Origin of the sequence: Dactylosporangium sp. CA-139066 (genome assembly GCF_050936175.1) — a bacterium.
In the GTDB taxonomy this organism is placed as follows: Bacteria; Actinomycetota; Actinomycetes; order Mycobacteriales; family Micromonosporaceae; genus Dactylosporangium.
The window spans coordinates 8,784,633-8,800,303 of sequence record NZ_JBNJNH010000001.1 but is presented as its reverse complement, the minus strand read 5'-3'; the positions used below and the strand labels follow the sequence as shown (position 1 = coordinate 8,800,303).

Genomic DNA, 15,671 nt, shown 5'->3' with positions numbered 1-15,671 from the left:
GAGATCGTGATCACGGAATAATGAGCAGCTTTCCGGTGCTCCGGCGGCTCTCCAACGTCTCGTATGCCGAGACGACCTCGTCCAGCGGATAACGACCCGTGATTGTGGCGTCCACCACACTCTCGGCGACCCATCCGAAGAGGGTTTCCGCCCGTTCCAGCAATTCGCGGCGGGTGGCGATGAAATGGCCGAGCGTCGGGCGGGTGAGGAAATACGAACCAGCCATCAGGCGCAGCGGGTCGAATGGGGGCACCTTTCCACTGGCGGCGCCGAACAGCACGAGCGTGCCGCGCGGGCGCAGCACCCGCAGGCTCGTGTCGAACGTGTCGGCGCCGACGCCGTCGTAGACCGCGTCGGCCCCGGCGCCCCCGGTCAGCTCGTCGACGGTGTCCGCGGCGGCGTCGTAGGGCACGGCGCGTACCGCACCCGCCGCCTCGGCCAGGTCCCGCTTCTCGGGGGTCGACGCGGTCGCGATCACCCGCCCGCCGAGGTGCGTCGCGATCCGGGTGAGGAGCTGGCCCATGCCCCCGGCGGCGGCGTGGACGAGCACCGTCGAGCCGGGGCGGACCGCGAACGAGTCGTGGGTCAGGTAGTGCGCCGTGAGGCCCTGCAGCAGTACCGCGGCGGCCTGCTCGGTGGTGATGCCGTCCGGCACGGGCACGAGCCGCTCCGCCGGGACCAGCGCCTGCTCGGCGTGGCTGCCCGGGACGGCCGTCCAGGCGACCCGGTCGCCGGGCGCCAGGCCGCGCACGCCGTCGCCCAGCTGCAGGACGGTGCCCGCGCCCTCGCTGCCCAGGGTCGCCGGCAGCGGCACCTGGTAGGTGCCGGTGCGCTGGTACACGTCCATGTAGTTCACCCCGCTGGCGCCGACCAGCACCAGGGCCTCGCCGGGACCGGGGGAGAGGTCGGGGCGGTCCTGTACCCGCAACACCGATCGATCGCCGAACTCCTCGAACACCACCGCGCGCATCGAGCTGCCTCCTTGAAATGTCAGGTTCTTGTCTACCCCAAACCGCCGATCGGAAATGTCGTACCGCTGCCGTAGCATCCGGGCAGTCTTTGGAGGTGAGCGCGTGGGGCCGACCCCGACCCATCGTCTCGCGATCGACCTGGGCACCTGTCACACCGTCGCGGTCGTGCACCGCGGCGACGAGGCGCCCCGGGCCCTGCTGTTCGACGGCTCGCCGGTCATGCCGTCCGGCATCTACGCCGACGAGCAGGGCCGGATCACGGTCGGCCGCGATGCCGAGCGGCCCTCCGGGCTGGCCCCGGAGCGGTTCGAGCCCTATCCGAAGCGCAGCGTCGACGCGGGCTCGGTCCTGCTGGGCTCGGTCGAGGTCACCGTCGTGGAGATGCTCGCCTCCCTGCTGCGCCGCGCCGCGGAGGAGTCGCTGCAGGCCGGCGTCAACCCGGTCGGCTCGACCGTGCTCACCTGCCCGGCCGACTGGGGCGGGCAGCGCCGCGGGGTGCTGCTGGAGGCCGCCCGCGCCGCCAACCTCGGCCCGGTCGTGCTCGTCGACGAGCCGATCGCCGCCGCCACCTACTGCCTGCGCGTCCTCGGCCAGCAGGTCGCCCCGCTGCAGTCCCTCGCCGTGTTCGACTTCGGCGGCGGCACCCTGGACGTCTCGGTGGTGCGCCGGGAGTTCGACGGGCTGCGCGTGCTCGGCCTCGGCGGCCTGGACGACCTCGGCGGCGTCGACATCGACGCGGCCCTCGTCGGGCACCTCGGCCAGCTCATCAACCTGCGCCACCCGCAGCTGTGGCAGCGGCTGTCCAACCCGGACAGCGTCGGCGCGCACCGCGACCGCCGCGAGCTGTGGACCGAGGTGCGCGCGGCCAAGGAGATGCTGTCGCGGGCCGCGTCCGCGCCGGTGCACGTGCCCGGCGCCGAGGAGGCGCTGCACCTCACGCGCGAGGAGCTCGAGCGGGTCGCCGGGCCGCTCATCGACCGGGCCGTGGACGAGACCCGCCGGGTGCTCGAGCGGGCCGGGGTCGACGTGCGCCAGCTCGCCGGCATCTTCCTCGTCGGCGGCTCCAGCCGCATCCCCCTCGTGGCCAGCCGCCTGCACGCCCGCTTCGGCATCGCCCCGGTGGTGCCCGAGCAGCCGGAGCTGCCCGTCGCCTACGGCGGCATGCTCGCCGTCGGCACCCCGGCGCAGCAGCAGTTCGACGCGCCGCCGGCGCAGCGCCCGCGGCCCGTTGCCGGGACCCCGGTGTCGCCGGGCCAGTCGCCGTCCTACCCGGTGTCCGCCGGGTTCCCCGTGTCGTCGCCGGGCGCGCCGACGTCGCCGGGCGGGTTCGCCTCGCAGTCGTTCCCGGCGGCCGCTCCGGTGTCCACCCCGCCGGTCGGCCAGCCGTCGTTCGCGCCGCAGATGCCGATGGGCCGCCCGATGCAGCCGCCCGCGGCCCCGCCCATGACCGCGCCGCCCATGACTACGCCGCCCATGACTGCGCCGCCCATGGCGCCGCCGTCCTACGGTGCGCCGATGCCCGTGGCGCGGCCGCGGCGGCGGACCGGGCCGTGGATCGCCCTCGTCATCGTGCTGGCGATCATCGGCGGCTGCATCTACGGCGGCAGCCGGATGTTCAGCTGGATCGGCGACCAGTACGACGCGGTGCGCAGCGGGCTGCCTGGCGGCAGCGGCGACGGCGGCACCGGTGAGGCCTCCGGGCTCACCGTCGGCGAGCCGATCAGCCTGGCCACCGGCGGCAAGCTCACCGCGGTGGCCGGCGCCGGCACCGTCTTCACCGGCGTGGTCAGCTCCGGCAAGGTCGACGTCGTGGCCTATGCCACGACCGGCAGCCAGCGCTGGACGGCCAACGTGCCGATGGAGCCCGAGGGTCTCGCCCTGCGGGTCGTCGGCGACCTGCTCATCGTGGACGGCGAGCGCGACACGCAGCGCGGCGGCAAGAACTCGCGCAGCGTCATCGGCATCGGCAACGGCCAGATCAAGTGGACCGACCAGTGGGCCGACAAGCTCGACCTGTTCTACCTGGGCACCGACGCGATCACCGAGGTCCGCGACGGCGACACCGCGGTGCAGCGCACCGACCTGCTCACCGGCAAGGCGCGCTGGTCGCACAAGGGCAAGGGCGGGTTCATCACCGACGGCGACCGGCTCGTGCACCCGTCGCTGGTGTGGCCGGGGGAGAAGCCCAGCGGCGCGCTGGTGCCGAGCTACCGGATCACCTTCCAGGAGCCGATCCCGTTCCAGGAGTCGCTCGACGTCGACCCGGGCGTGGTCGTGCAGATGCAGTCGGAGGGCAAGGCCGGCGTCATCGACCTGTCCAACGGCTCGCTCAAGGCCAACGGCAGCGTCGCCTCGGCCGGGGACCTGCCCTGGCTGGCCTACGCGGGGCTGGCGATCTTCAAGAAGAAGGACGCCGACAACGAGGTCGTGGCCTACAAGTTGTCGGACTTCTCCCTCGCCTGGGACTTCAAGACGCCGGCCGGCGTGGACGTCGAGGACATCCGCCCCTGCGGCGACAAGCTGGTGTGCGTCAAGGCCAGGCAGTCCACCTACACGCTGTTCGCGGTCGCCACCGACACGGGCCAGACCAGGTGGCAGAAGCCGATGAAGGACGAGCCCAACTGGTATGTGCTCGACGGCCGGCTCGTGCTGGGCGGCGGCGCCTTCACGTCGCTGCAGGACCCGAAGGTCAGCGACCCGGCCAACGGCAACGACAAGGTCACGCTGGGCGGCGCCCTGTCGTCGAAGAACGCCTACGCGGGCGCGGCCGGGCGGGTGGCGATGGTGACGGTCCGGGTGAGCGGGTTCAGCTCCGTGTGGCAGGTCGCGGTGGTGAGCACCGCCGACGGGAAGGTGGTCGGGTCCGCCGACTACGACAAGGAGAACATCGTCACCGACGTGTCGATGAGCTCGGACACCGTGGTGCTGATCGACCAGGACAACCGCAAGGTGTACCGCTTCGGGATCCCCGCGGCGAAGTAGCAGGAGCGGCGGGCGTCCACAGTGGACGCCCGCCGCTCGCGCGCGGTCGTGCGGATCAGATCATCTTGCGCAGCACGTACTGCAGGATGCCGCCGTGGCGGTAGTAGTCCGCCTCGCCGGGCGTGTCGATGCGCAGCACCGCGTCGAACTCGACGCCGGTGTCGGTGCTCACCTTGACCGTGCGCGGGGTGCTGCTCTCGTTGAGCTGCTCGACGCCGGTGACGGTGAACGTCTCCGTGCCGGACAGGCCCAGCGAGTCGGCCGACTCGCCCTGCGGGAACTGCAGCGGCAGCACGCCCATGCCGATGAGGTTGGAGCGGTGGATGCGCTCGTACGACTCGGCGATGACGGCCCGCACGCCCAGCAGCGCGGTGCCCTTGGCCGCCCAGTCGCGGGACGAGCCGGAGCCGTACTCCTTGCCGGCCAGGATCACCAGCGGCACCCCGGCCTCGGCGTAGGCGACCGAGGCGTCGTAGATGGTGGTCTGCTCGCCGGTGAGGTGGTTGACCGTCACGCCGCCCTCGGTGCCCGGCGCGAGCTGGTTGCGCAGCCGGATGTTGGCGAACGTGCCGCGGATCATCACCTCGTGGTTGCCGCGGCGCGAGCCGTAGGAGTTGAAGTCCCTGCGCTCCACGCCGTGCTCGGCGAGGTACTTCCCGGCGGGTGAGTCCGCCTTGATCGAGCCGGCCGGCGAGATGTGGTCGGTGGTGACCGAGTCGCCGAGCTTGGCCAGGACCCGGGCGCCGGCGATGTCGCTGACCGGCGCGGGCTCGGTGGCCATGCCCTCGAAGTACGGGGGCTTGCGCACGTAGGTGGAGTCGCCGGCCCAGTCGAACGTGTCGCCGGTCGGCGTCGGCAGCGAGCGCCACTGCTCGTCGCCGGCGAACACGTCGGCGTAGCGGCTCGAGAACAGGTCGGCGCCGAGCGCGGCGGCGATGGTGTCCTCGATCTCCTTCGGGCTGGGCCAGATGTCGCGCAGGTACACCGGCTGCCCGTCCGATCCGGTGCCCAGCGCGTCCTGGGTGAGGTCGATGTCCATCGTGCCGGCCAGCGCGTAGGCGACCACCAGCGGCGGCGAGGCCAGGTAGTTCATCTTCACGTCCGGGTTGATCCGGCCCTCGAAGTTGCGGTTGCCGGACAGCACCGACACGACGGTGAGGTCGTGCTCGTTGACGGCGGCGCTGATCGGCTCGGGCAGCGGGCCCGAGTTGCCGATGCAGGTGGTGCAGCCGTAGCCGACGAGGTTGAAGCCGAGCTTGTCGAGGTACGGGGTCAGGCCGGCCCGCTCGTAGTAGTCGGTGACCACCTTCGAGCCCGGGGCCAGGGTGGTCTTCACCCACGGCTTGCGGGCCAGGCCCTTCTCCACGGCGTTGCGGGCCAGCAGGGCCGCGCCGATCATGACCTGCGGGTTGGACGTGTTGGTGCAGGACGTGATCGCGGCGATGACGACGGCGCCGTGGTCGAGCTCGTAGTCCTCGACCTTGACCGGCTTCGACGGCCGGCCGTTGGCGCCGGCCGCGGCCGAGACCAGCTCGTGCGGGCGGTCGCCGTTGGCGGTGATCGAGTTGGCCGGGGAGTCGCTGGCCGGGAACGACTCGGCGCTGGCCTCGTCGGCCGGGCCCTCGACGCCGTCGCCGACGTAGTCCTTGAGCGCCGAACGGAACAGCGGCTTGGCGCTGCTCAGCGGCACCCGGTCCTGCGGGCGCTTCGGCCCGGCCAGGGACGGCTCGATGGTGCTCAGGTCCAGCTCGAGGCGCTCGGAGTAGTCCGGCTCGGCGGCCGGGTCGTGCCAGAGGCCCTGCTCCTTGGCGTAGGCCTCGACCAGGGCCACCTGGGCCTCGTCGCGGCCGGTGAGCCGCAGGTACTTGATGGTCTCGTCGTCGATCGGGAAGATCGCGCAGGTCGAGCCGTACTCCGGGCTCATGTTGCCGATCGTGGCCCGGTTGGCCAGCGGCACGGCGCTCACGCCCGGGCCGTAGAACTCGACGAACTTGCCGACCACGCCGTGCTTGCGCAGCATCTCGGTGATGACGAGCACCAGGTCGGTGGCGGTGGTGCCCTCCGGCAGCTCACCCGAGAGCTTGAAGCCGACCACCCGCGGGATGAGCATCGACACCGGCTGGCCGAGCATGGCCGCCTCGGCCTCGATGCCGCCGACGCCCCAGCCGAGCACGCCCAGGCCGTTGACCATCGTGGTGTGCGAGTCGGTGCCGACGACCGTGTCCGGGTACGCCTGCCCGTTGCGCGGCATGATCACGCGGGCCAGGTACTCGATGTTGACCTGGTGCACGATGCCGGTGCCCGGCGGGACGACCTTGAACTCGTTGAACGCGGTCTGGCCCCAGCGCAGGAACTGGTAGCGCTCCCGGTTGCGCCCGTACTCCAGCTCGACGTTGCGCTCGAAGGCGTCCGGGCGGCCGAAGAGGTCGGCGATGACGGAGTGGTCGATGACGAGCTCGGCCGGGGCGAGCGGGTTCACCCGCTTCGGGTCGCCCCCGAGCTCGACGACGGCCTCGCGCATGGTGGCGAGGTCGACCACGCACGGCACGCCGGTGAAGTCCTGCATCAGCACGCGGGCCGGCGTGAACTGGATCTCGACGCTGGGCTCCGCCGCGGCGTCCCACCCGCCGAGCGCGCGGATGTGCTCGGCGGTGATGTTCGCGCCGTCCTCGGTGCGCAGCAGGTTCTCGAGGAGGATCTTCAGGCTGTACGGCAGCCGCCCGGCGCCCTCGACCTGGCCGATCCGGTAAATCTCGTAGCCGGCGTCACCGACGCTCAGCTGGCTTTTGGCTCCGAAGGAGTCGAGGCTCGCCACGGCGTGTGCTCCTCTTCCGTCAACAAATTGGTTCAGGGCCCAGTCTTCCCCAGCGCATGGCCCCGCAACGCGCCGGGTGCGGAACTCTCAAGAAAACCGTACGTCCGTCTTGTTAAATAGGCAAGGCGTGTTCCAAGCTGTGAAACATGATTCATCACGTCCAGATCGCCTGCCCGGCCGGTTCGGAGGCGGTGTGCCGCGCGTTCTACGGCGGCGTGCTGGGCCTGCCGAAGATCCCGAAGCCGCCCGTGCTGGCCGCGCGGGGCGGCTGCTGGTTCCGCGGGCACGGCATCGAGCTGCACCTCGGCGTGCAGGAGCCGTTCGCGCCGGCCCGCAAGGCGCACCCCGGCCTGCTGTGGCCCGACCTCGACGGGCTCGCCGCCCGCCTGGCCGCCGCCGGTTACGAGCCGGTGTGGAGCGACGAGCTGCCGGGGTACCGCCGGTTCCACGCCTTCGACCCGCACGGTAACCGCCTGGAGTTCCTAGCCCCCGTCTCGTTCCGAAACGCTGTCTCGTTCCGAAACGCTGTCTAGCGCCGCGGCGGCGCGACGGGCGGCCGGGACGTAGCCGAGCTCGGTGGCCAGCCGCAGCGCGCGCTCGAGCTCGGCCCGGTCGCCGGTGGCAGTGCCGAGCACCCGGCGCAGGTCCGGCTCGGCGAACCGGTTCAGCCCGTCGAGGGGCGTGACGAGGCGCTCCCGGGCCAGCGCCGCCGCCTGCTCGGGCCGGCCCCGCCGCAGCAGCAGGTCCGGGTGCAGGGGCAGCAGCCGCGGGTAGCGCCACAGGACGGAGCCGAGCGCGGCCTCGCCGGCCGTGAGCGTCTCGCGGTCGTCGGCCGCCCAGCCGAGGAGGATCTGGGCCATGGCGCGGTACTCCGGATGCCCGCCCCGCTCGGCGAGGTCCAGGGTCCGGCGGGCGGCCGCCTCGACCGCCGGGGCGTCGTGCCGGTCGGCGGCGACGGCGGCGCGGTAGTACCCGATGTACATCTCCTGGAACAGCTCGCCCCGCCGCCCGTCGACCGCGGCCAGGTGCGCCTCGGCCGCCGCCGTGTCCCCGGCCAGGCTCGCCGCCGCGGCGGCCGGGCCCAGGATGCCGGCGATCGGGTCCCAGCCGATGACGGGGAACACCGGCAGGTCGGTGTCGGGCAGGGCGGCCAGCGCCCGGTCGAGCAGCCGCCGCGCGCCGGGCAGGTCGCCCCGGCTGAGCGCCCAGTAGCCGGCGTGCACGTCGGCCACGATGCGCGCCCAGGGCTCGCCGGCGCCGTCCGGCGGGGCCATCTCCGCGACCCGGTCCGGGTTGCCGGCGACGGTGTGGAACGACGCGTACCCCCACAGCGCCGGCACGATCCGCGGCGCCGGTTCGGCGCGGCGCAGCACCGGCTCCATGAGCGCGAACTGCTCGGCGACGGGCTCGGCGAGGTACCCGTCGGTGGCCTGGTGCATGAACGCGAGCCGGACCCGCAGGTCGAGCTCGAGCAGGTCGCGCTCGCCGGACGCGGGCGCCGTCAGCAGGACCGCGACCGCCTCCCGCAGCAGCGCCGCCGCCTCGGCGTGCGCCGTGCGGTCGTAGGCCTCGCCGCCGGCCGCGGCCAGCACCGGCGCCACCTCCAGGGCCGCGACCACCGGCAGCGCGAGCCGCAGGTGGGCCGCGACCGCGGTGGCCGACCCGCCGCCGTCGCGCACCGCCCGGGCCGCCCGCGCGTGCAGCCGGGCCCGGCGCAGCGGCCCCTGCTCGAGGTACGCGGCCTGGCGCAGCAGGTCGTGCGTGAACCGCAGCCGCGCCGGCTCCTCGGCCGCGGTGAGCACGCCGGCGACGACGGCGAGGTCGAGCGTGTCGTACAGGTCGAGCTCGTCGATCTGCGTCATCTCGTGCAGCACCGGGACGTCGAACTCGCGCCCGAGCACGGCGGCGACGGCGAGCACGGCCCGCAGCTGCTCCGGCAGCCGCCCGAGCCGCCGGCGCAGCACCTCCTGGACGCGGGCCGGGATGGACCGCCGCGCGGCCTCGGCGTCGAGGGCGTGCTCGGCCGCGAGGACCTGCAGCAGCTCCCCGACGAAGAACGGGTTCCCGCCGGTCCGGTCGACCAGGACCCGGACCGTCTCCTCGGGCAGGGTCCGCTGGGTCACCCGGGCGCCCAGCGCCGCGACGTCCTCGGTCGACAGTCCTTCAAGCCGCAGGTGTACCGCATGAGCCGACCCCGCCAGCGCGGTCATCGCGTCGGCGACCGGCGCCTCGGCCGGCAGGTCCCCGGGCCGGTACGCGACCACGAGCGTGATCCGCGTCCCGGGCAGGGCGCGGTTGCACAGCGTCAGCAGCGTGGTCGAGGGGTTGTCGAGCAGGTGGGCGTCGTCGAGCACGAGCAGCACGGGCGTGCCGGCCGACAGCCGCCGCAGCCCGTCGACGATGCCCTGGTACAGCCGCGACCGCGCGAGCTCGGCGTCGGCGAGCCGCTCGGGCGCGGGCAGCGGCAGCACCTCGGCGAGGGCCGGGTCGAGCACGGCCGGCAGGTTCCCGTACGGCTGGAACGCCGCCACCACGTCCCGCTCCTGCGCGCTGCCGGCGATGCCCCGCAGCGCCTGCGCCCACGGCAGGAACACCGGCGGCTGCCCGCCGTCGACGCCGCCGCCCGCCCCGACCGCGAACCCGCGCGCGGCGGCCCGCCCGGCGATCTCGCGCAGCAGGGCCGACTTGCCGATGCCGGCGCCGCCGTAAACGAGCAGCAGCCGGCCGCCGCCGTCGGCGAGCACCCGGTCCACGGCCGCGAGCTCGGCGTCGCGCCCGATGAGCCGGGTGCGCTCGTCCTGGGGCTCGCCGGCCGGCTCCGGTACCGCGATCCGCGGCGGCTCGGAGCTGTCGAGGCCGGGGGACACGCCGGGGGCCAGGCCGGGGGCCAGGCCGGGGGAGTGGCGCAGGATGTCGGCCTCCAGGCGCTGCAGCGCCGGGCCGGGCTCGATGCCCAGGTCCTCGACGAGCGCGGCGCGGGCCCGGGCGTAGGCGGCGAGCGCGTCCGCCTGGCGGCCGCTGCGGTACAGCGCGAGCATGAGCTGGGCCCAGAAGCGCTCCCGGTAGGGGGACTCGGACAGGGCGGCCTCGCTGGCGTAGACCACCTCGGCCGACCGGCCCATCGCCAGCAGCGCCTCCGAGCGGTGCTCGATCGCCGTGAACCGCAGCTCCTGCAGCCGCGCGCGCTCCGCCTGCGCGAGGGGCGAGTCGCCCAGCTCCGGCAGCGGGTCGCCGCGCCACAGCGACAGCGCGGCGGTCAGCACCGCCGGGTCGTCGCCGGGGCGGAAGCGCTCCACGACGGCGGCGAAGCGGCTCGCGTCGACGTCGTCCGGTGACAGCGCGAGGCAATAGCCGGGGGCGCGGCTGACCAGCAGCGTGGAGCGGTCGCGCGAGGACCGGCCGGGCTCGAGGGCGCGGCGCAGCCGGGAGACGTAGGCCTGCAGCGAGGCCAGGGCGCGCTCCGGCGGCTCGTCCGACCAGAGCTCGTCGATCAGCCGCTGGACGGCCACCACGCGGCCGGGCTGGGCGGCGAGCATCGCCAGGACGGCGCGCTGCTTCGGGGTGCCCAGGTCGACGTGGCCGCCGTCGCCGGTGCTCGCCTCGAGCGGGCCGAGGATGCGCAGCTCCAACCCGGCGTACCAACCTTCACAGCTCTACGACCTCCCGCCCGTCCGGTCCCGGCCGGAAGCCCGCGTCCCGGAGGATCGTGAGCAGGTCGGCGGACGGCGCCGCCTCGAGGGTACGGGCCGAGGTGGCCCGGAGGGCATCCACCAGGGCCATCAGCACCTGAACGGCGCGGTCGCGCCGACCGGGTGGCGTGGCAAGTCCGGCCAGTCGGACGACGGCGTCGTCGTTGCGAACGGCGGCGAGCGCGGCGGCGGGGTGGGCGTCGTCGGCGGCCGGGTCCACCAGCTCCCACCACTGCAGCGTGGCGTCGCGGGCGAGGCCGTCGTTCCACTGCTGCGCCGTCGCACGGGTGAGGTCGAGCCGGCCCGGAGGCACCCGGCGCACCAACAGCAAAGCGGTCACGACACCGAGCATCTCCCGGCCCGCTTGCAAACGGCTTGCCCCGCCCCTGGACGACGGCTTGCCGGCTACGCCGCGACGCCGGTCAGCCGGGTGTACTCCTCGGGGGTGCCGATCGCCGGGCGGCGCTCCGGGTTCTCGACGTAGTGCTCGACCACCGTGCCGAGGAACACCGGCTCGACGGCCAGCAGGTCCAGGGGGACGAGCAGCCAGCCGGGGTCGGCGCGGCCGGGCCGGCGGATGCTCAGGGCCAGCTTCGGGCCGCGGACGGTCAGCGGCAGCGGCTCGGCCGGCACGCGGACCAGGTCGTCCCAGCGCAGGACCCGGCGCCCGCCGGCGCGGATGGTGAGGCCGGCCGGGGTCATGGCCAGGCGGGGGCCGCGCAGCAGGGGCCAGGCGGCGCCGGCGATGACCAGCGCGGCGCCGGCGTTGACGCCCGCGCGGGTCGTCGGGGACAGCGACGGGTCGCTGTCGAGGAAGACGGTGCCGAGCAGCGCCCAGCCCATCGCCATGCGGCCCATCAGGACCGGGGAGCCGGGGGCGACGAACGCGCCGCCGCGGATGCGCAGCGCGGCCGGCGGGGGGCGGTGGATCGGGCGGAAGACGACGCCGAAGACGAGGAACGCGGCGCTCAGGACGAAGATCGGGGCCAGGCGGGCGGCCACCGCGAGCACCACCGGCGTGGAGGGTGTGACGCCGAACTCGTCCAGCACGCGCAGCGCGACCAGGAGCAGGGCGACCCCGGCGGCCGTCGCCTTGCTCGCCAGCACGTAGCGGTCGAACCGGGCGGGCGTCACACGGCCAAGTCTACGAACCGGGCGCGCAGGTCCGCGACGGTCGGCATCGACACGGCGCCGCCCGGCGACTCGCAGACCAGGCCGGCCACGTGCACCGCCACGCGGGTGAGCGTGGCCCAGGCGCCCAGGTCGGCGGGGCGGCCGTGGGCCAGGATGCCCCAGCTGAGGCCGGCCATGGTGGCGTCGCCGGCGCCCGTGGCGTCGACCGGGGCGATGCGGGGGGCCGGCACGAGTACCGTCGACGCGCCCTGCGCCACCAGGGCACCCTGGGCGCCGAGGGTGACGACCACCGCGTCCGCGCCGGCCGACAGCAGCCGCCGGGCGGCGGCCTCCGGGGTCTCGTCCCACAGGGCGAGCGCGTCGGCCGAGCTGAGCTTCACCAGGTCGGCGGTGGCGGCGAACTCCTCGACCACGTCCGGGTTCAGGCCGACGACCGGGCGGACGTTGGGGTCGAAGACGCGGACCGGGCCGGGCACCGCCCAGGCGCGGCGGGCGGCCGCGAGCACGGGCGGGGCGAGCAGGCACATCGAGCCGCAGTACAGCAGCCGGGCGCCGGCGACGAGGTCCTCGTCGACGTCGGGGGCGTCGAGCAGCCCGTACGACGGGGGCGAGCCGTAGAAGCGGAACGTCGGCTCGTGGCCCTGGAACGTGGTGACGGCCAGGGTCGTGGCCACGCCGGGGACGGTGACGCTGCCCGCGGTACCGACGCCGGTCTTGTCCAGGTAGTCCAGCAGGCGGGCGCCGAACGGGTCGTCGCCGAACGAGCCGAGGAAGTGCACGTCGGCGCCCAGCCGGGCGATGCCGACGGCGACGTTGAACGGGGCGCCGCCCACGGCGGGGCGGTAGACGAGCTCACCGCCCGCCGTCGACTCGAGCAGATCGATCAGTGCCTCGCCGATGACCACGCCGTAACCCGTCACCCGGCCAGTATCACGGGGGCGGCGGGCGCTTCGCCAGCCACAACTCGTGGGCCAGCTCGCCGGGGCTGAGGCCGGGGCCCGACGGTTCGCGGGCCAGGCGGGTGGCGCCCTCGGACTTCACGGCGTACCAGCGCTGGGACTCGGCGATCGTGGGGGGCACGGCGCGGGCGGTGAAGACCAGCTGCGCGCGGCCGGGGTTGAGCCGGGGGTCGCCCAGCAGGCGCAGTGCCTCGGCGGCCAGGCTCGGGTGGAGGATGGCGTCGAGGTCGTCGACGAGGAGCAGGCCGCCGCGGTCCAGGGCCGGTAGCAGCGCGGCCAGCAGGTCGAGCCAGGCGATGGTGCCGTCGGACTCGCCGTAGGCGCCCAGCGGCTGGGCGCCGAGGCGGGCGTCGTGGACCAGGCGCATGCCCTCGCCGCCGGACTCGACGCCGGCGATGCCGAGGCCGGCCCGGGACAGCAGCAGGGTCAGCTCGTCGCTCCAGCGGGGGGCGAGGTGCTCGAGGTCGTTCACCATGCGGGTGCCGGGGGCGACCCGGACCGGGGTGATGGCGGCGAGGGCCTTGGCCACCGGGGCCAGGAACGTGTGGCCCGCGTCGGAGCCGAGGGCCAGCAGCGTGGTCGACGGGTCGGCGGCGACCGCGATGGCGAGGGCCTCCAGGCGCACCTGCGGCAGGGTGCGCACGCCGGCCCGGTCCCGCTCGTACCACACCTGGCGCCGGTCCCGCCCGTAGGCGTGCAGCCACTCGGCGACGACCTCGCCCTGCTTGTAGGCGCAGCCCCACACGTGGCGCACGCCGCCGGCGAGGAACTCGGCCTCGAAGCGGGTCGGCAGCAGCCGCGCGGCCGGGTCGAGGCGGAACGGCTCGAAGCGGCGGGCGGCGTCGCGGGCGTCGCTGCTGGTCGCGGCCAGGGAGCGCAGCGTGCCCAGGGCCCGCAGGATCGTGGACTTGCCGGAGGCGTTGGCGCCGAACACCCCGGCCAGCGGCGACACGTACAGGGAGGCGCCGTGCGACAGCGGCGCGGCGAGGCCCGCGTCGGGCGGCGTGGCCAGCAGCGTCAGCTCCTGGATGTCGCGGACGGAGCGGAAGTTCTGGACCCGGAACGTGAGCAGCATCGCCGCTCACGCTAGATGTGCGTCTCCTGGTGCCGGCGCAGGTCGGCGTGGTCGTCACCACGGTTTTCATCACGATGCGAAGCATCACCACGGAAATAGCCCGGCCTCATGGTGCCGGTGACGAAGACCGCGTGCCAGACGCAGAAGACGAGCACCGTCCAGATTTTGCGGGAGTGGTCGGCCTCCTTCTTGCGGTGCGCGCGCAGCAGGCCGCGCACCACGTCGAGGTCGAGCAGGTCGCCGGCGTCGGAGGTGTCGAGCAGGCCCTGCGCCCAGTCGTACATCTCCCCGCGCAGCCACGGCTTGATCGGCACCGGGAAGCCGAGCTTCTTGCGGTGCACGATCGGCTCCGGCACCACGCCGACGAGGGCGCGGCGCAGCGCGGCCTTCGTCTCCTGGGAGCGCGGCGGCACCTTGAGCTCGCTGGGCAGGGTCGCGGCGACGTCGAACACGGCCCGGTCCAGGAACGGGGTGCGCAGCTGCAGCGAGTGGGCCATCGTCATGCGGTCGGCCTTGACCAGGATGTCGCCGCGCAGCCAGGTGTAGAGGTCGATGTACTGCATGGTGGTGACGTCGTCCAGCGCCCCCGCCTCCTTGAACACCGGGGCGGTGACGTCGGTGTGGCGCACGTCGGGCTCGAAGCGGCGCAGCAGCGCGGCCTTCTCCTCGTCGGTGAAGATCCGGGCGTTGCCGTAGTAGCGCTCCTCGATCGGCGTGGTGCCGCGCTCGAGGAAGCTCTTGCCCTTCACGCCCTGCGGGATGACCCGGGACACGGCCCGCAGGCCGCGCTGCATCGGGTCGGGCAGGTGGCTCACGCTCGACAGCGACAGCGGCTCGCGGTAGATCGGGTAGCCGCCGAACAGCTCGTCGGCGCCGTCGCCGCCGAGCACGACGGTGACGTCGCGGGCGGCCCGCTCGGCGAGGAAGAACAGCGGCACCAGGGCCGGGTCGGCGACCGGGTCGTCGAGGTGCCACACGATGCGGGGCAGCGCGCGCATGAAGTCGGCGGCGGTGACGACGGTCGCGTCGAGCGGCACGCCGAGCGCGCGGGCGGACTGCTCGGCGACGTCGATCTCGGAGTACTGCGCCTGCGGGCCGACCGCGTCGTAGCCGACGGTGTAGGTGCGCAGGCCCGGGTCGCGCTCGGCGGCCAGGGCGACGATGGCGGTCGAGTCGATGCCGCTGGACAGGAACGCCCCGACCGGCACGTCGGCGCGCAGGTGGGCGTGGACGCTGTCGCGCAGCGCCTCGGTGATGCGGCGGATGACGGCGTCCTCATCGCTGACCGCCGCCGGGCGGAACGTCAGCTGGCCGTAGCGCCGGTTGGCCAGGGGGCCGCCCGGCGTGTAGACGAACGACTCGCCCGCACCCAGCCGCCGCACGTCGGGGTGCATGGTGGCGGGCTCGGGGACGTACTGCATCGTGAGGTAGTGCTGCAGCCGCACCGCGTCGACGGCGGACGGGTCGGTGACGAACGGCAGCAGCGCCTTCTTCTCGCTGGCCAGGTACACGCCGGCGGGCGTCTGCAGCTGGTACAGCGGCTTCACGCCGAAGGGGTCCCGCGCCCCGAACGCGCGGCGGGCGGAGGAGTCCCAGATCACGAACGCGAACGCGCCCCGCAGCCGGCTCACCGCGCTCGGGCCCCAGTGGTGGTAGGCGGCGAGGACGACCTCCGCCTCACTCAGCGTGGCGAACTCGGCGTTGCGCTCCTCGACGAGCTCGGTGCGCAGCTCGTCGGCGTTGTGCACGGCGCCGTCCAGGGCGATGAGGTACCGCCCGGCGGTCACGCCGGACGGCGGGTAGGACAGCGGCTGCCGCCCGCCGTCGCGGTCGGTGATCGCGAGCCGCTCGGCGCCGAACACGACGTCGTCCGTCGCGACGACCCGCTCCTCGTCGGGGCCGCGGTGGCGCATCAGCCCGAGCGCGTCGGCGATCGCATCCCGGTGCGCCGCCGCGCCGCCCCGCGCGCTGACGAACGTGAGAAGACCCGCCATGGCTTGCATCCTCGCACGGGGTACCGTGCCAGGTGGAGCACGAATTCGCGGC

10 protein-coding genes are annotated in these 15,671 nt (G+C 74.2%); 2 read left to right on the top strand and 8 right to left on the bottom strand.

Annotation, left to right across the window (positions count from 1 at the left end):
* Positions 1-10: 10 nt before the first annotated feature.
* Entirely contained in the window at positions 11-970 is a 960-nt protein-coding gene (locus ACQEVU_RS40260; RefSeq protein ID WP_433333221.1) for a quinone oxidoreductase family protein, read from the bottom strand.
* Positions 971-1,073: 103 nt separating this feature from the next.
* On the opposite strand from ACQEVU_RS40260, the gene ACQEVU_RS40255 reads away from it, so the two are divergent.
* Positions 1,074-3,953 carry an Hsp70 family protein gene (locus tag ACQEVU_RS40255; RefSeq protein ID WP_433333219.1) on the top strand — a complete coding sequence of 960 codons (2,880 nt, stop codon included), beginning with the start codon at positions 1,074-1,076 and terminating at the stop codon, positions 3,951-3,953.
* Between the two features lie 55 nt (positions 3,954-4,008).
* Here the strand turns inward: ACQEVU_RS40255 and ACQEVU_RS40250 are convergent, their stop codons facing one another.
* Positions 4,009-6,768 (bottom strand): aconitate hydratase, encoded by a 2,760-nt coding sequence (locus ACQEVU_RS40250; RefSeq protein ID WP_433333217.1) that lies wholly within the window; start codon positions 6,766-6,768, stop codon positions 4,009-4,011.
* 146 nt (positions 6,769-6,914) lie between these two features.
* Here ACQEVU_RS40250 and ACQEVU_RS40245 point away from each other — a divergent pair, with 146 nt between their 5' ends.
* Complete coding sequence (locus tag ACQEVU_RS40245) at positions 6,915-7,301, top strand: glyoxalase (RefSeq protein ID WP_433333215.1); 387 nt, start codon at positions 6,915-6,917, stop codon at positions 7,299-7,301.
* Here ACQEVU_RS40245 and ACQEVU_RS40240 read toward each other — a convergent pair.
* The 6 genes from ACQEVU_RS40240 to asnB all read right to left on the bottom strand — a co-directional run bounded on the left by ACQEVU_RS40240 (position 7,251) and on the right by asnB (position 15,619).
* Positions 7,251-10,397: a BTAD domain-containing putative transcriptional regulator gene (locus tag ACQEVU_RS40240; RefSeq protein ID WP_433333213.1), complete on the bottom strand. Its 3,147-nt coding sequence runs from the start codon at positions 10,395-10,397 to the stop codon at positions 7,251-7,253. The genes ACQEVU_RS40245 and ACQEVU_RS40240 overlap by 51 nt on opposite strands.
* A 16-nt stretch (positions 10,398-10,413) precedes the next feature.
* Positions 10,414-10,797, bottom strand: a complete 384-nt coding sequence (locus tag ACQEVU_RS40235) for a hypothetical protein (protein ID WP_433333211.1) — start codon at positions 10,795-10,797, stop codon at positions 10,414-10,416.
* 65 nt (positions 10,798-10,862) lie between these two features.
* Positions 10,863-11,591, bottom strand: a complete 729-nt coding sequence (locus ACQEVU_RS40230; protein ID WP_433333209.1) for a hypothetical protein — start codon at positions 11,589-11,591, stop codon at positions 10,863-10,865.
* A complete protein-coding gene (locus ACQEVU_RS40225) occupies positions 11,588-12,511 on the bottom strand; it encodes a carbohydrate kinase family protein (protein ID WP_433333207.1) in 924 nt (307 codons plus the stop codon). Before ACQEVU_RS40225 ends, ACQEVU_RS40230 begins: the two co-directional genes overlap by 4 nt.
* Positions 12,512-12,521: 10 nt before the next feature.
* Complete coding sequence (locus tag ACQEVU_RS40220; protein ID WP_433333205.1) at positions 12,522-13,625, bottom strand: AAA family ATPase; 1,104 nt, start codon at positions 13,623-13,625, stop codon at positions 12,522-12,524.
* 11 nt (positions 13,626-13,636) lie between these two features.
* Positions 13,637-15,619, bottom strand: coding sequence for an asparagine synthase (glutamine-hydrolyzing) (gene asnB, locus ACQEVU_RS40215; RefSeq protein WP_433333203.1), 1,983 nt, complete (start codon positions 15,617-15,619; stop codon positions 13,637-13,639).
* Positions 15,620-15,671: the final 52 nt, after the last annotated feature.

Bases quoted from the DNA above. Each gene is read 5' to 3' on its own strand.
- ACQEVU_RS40260 (WP_433333221.1), bottom strand. From the start codon at position 970: ATGCGCGCGGTGGTGTTCGAGGAGTTCGGCGATCGATCGGTGTTGCGG.
- ACQEVU_RS40245 (WP_433333215.1), top strand. From the start codon at position 6,915: ATGATTCATCACGTCCAGATCGCCTGCCCGGCCGGTTCGGAGGCGGTG.
- ACQEVU_RS40220 (WP_433333205.1), bottom strand. From the start codon at position 13,625: ATGCTGCTCACGTTCCGGGTCCAGAACTTCCGCTCCGTCCGCGACATC.
- asnB (WP_433333203.1), bottom strand. From the start codon at position 15,619: ATGGCGGGTCTTCTCACGTTCGTCAGCGCGCGGGGCGGCGCGGCGGCG.